The organism is Flavobacterium solisilvae, assembly GCF_012911605.1.
Lineage (GTDB): Bacteria > Bacteroidota > Bacteroidia > Flavobacteriales > Flavobacteriaceae > Flavobacterium > Flavobacterium solisilvae.
In genome coordinates, this window is sequence record NZ_JAAMPT010000147.1 from 1 (window position 1) to 513 (window position 513).

1 protein-coding gene is annotated in these 513 nt (G+C 28.1%); it reads left to right on the plus strand.

The window, feature by feature from the left end; all coding sequences use genetic code 11:
- Positions 1 to 14: 14 nt before the first annotated feature.
- Positions 15 to 513 (plus strand): tyrosine-type recombinase/integrase (locus G6042_RS14725; protein WP_235933147.1); only part of this gene is annotated, 499 nt, incomplete at its 3' end.

A 513-nucleotide genomic window follows, 5' to 3' on the forward strand; every position in this document is an offset into this window, starting at 1 on the left:
CAAAAAGTATCAATTTGATTACAAATGAGGATATTATTCGTTACAACAATGATTATATTTTAAAAAATAAACTATCTTCTTCCTATCAAAATCAAGTGGTTAATGCAGTTAAACTTTATTTCAAAACAATTAAAGACACTATGATTGAAGTTGAAAAAATACATCGTCCAAAACGAGCCAAGGTTTTGCCTAATGTGTTAAGCAAAGAAGAAGTAAAAAAAATACTTGATGCCCATAGCAATTTAAAGCATAAAGCTATGCTTTCGATGATTTATAGTTGTGGATTGCGCCGCAGTGAGCTATTGAATTTAAAGTTTTCTGATATTGATTCTAAACGAAATATTGTAATCATAAGACAATCAAAGGGTAAGAAAGATAGAATTACACCATTGTCTGCAAAAATATTAGATTTATTAAGGAGATATTATAAAGAATATAGTCCAAAAACTTATCTTTTTGAAGGACAAGAAAAAAACACCCAATATTCTGCTAGAAGTTTAGAGGAAGTATTAA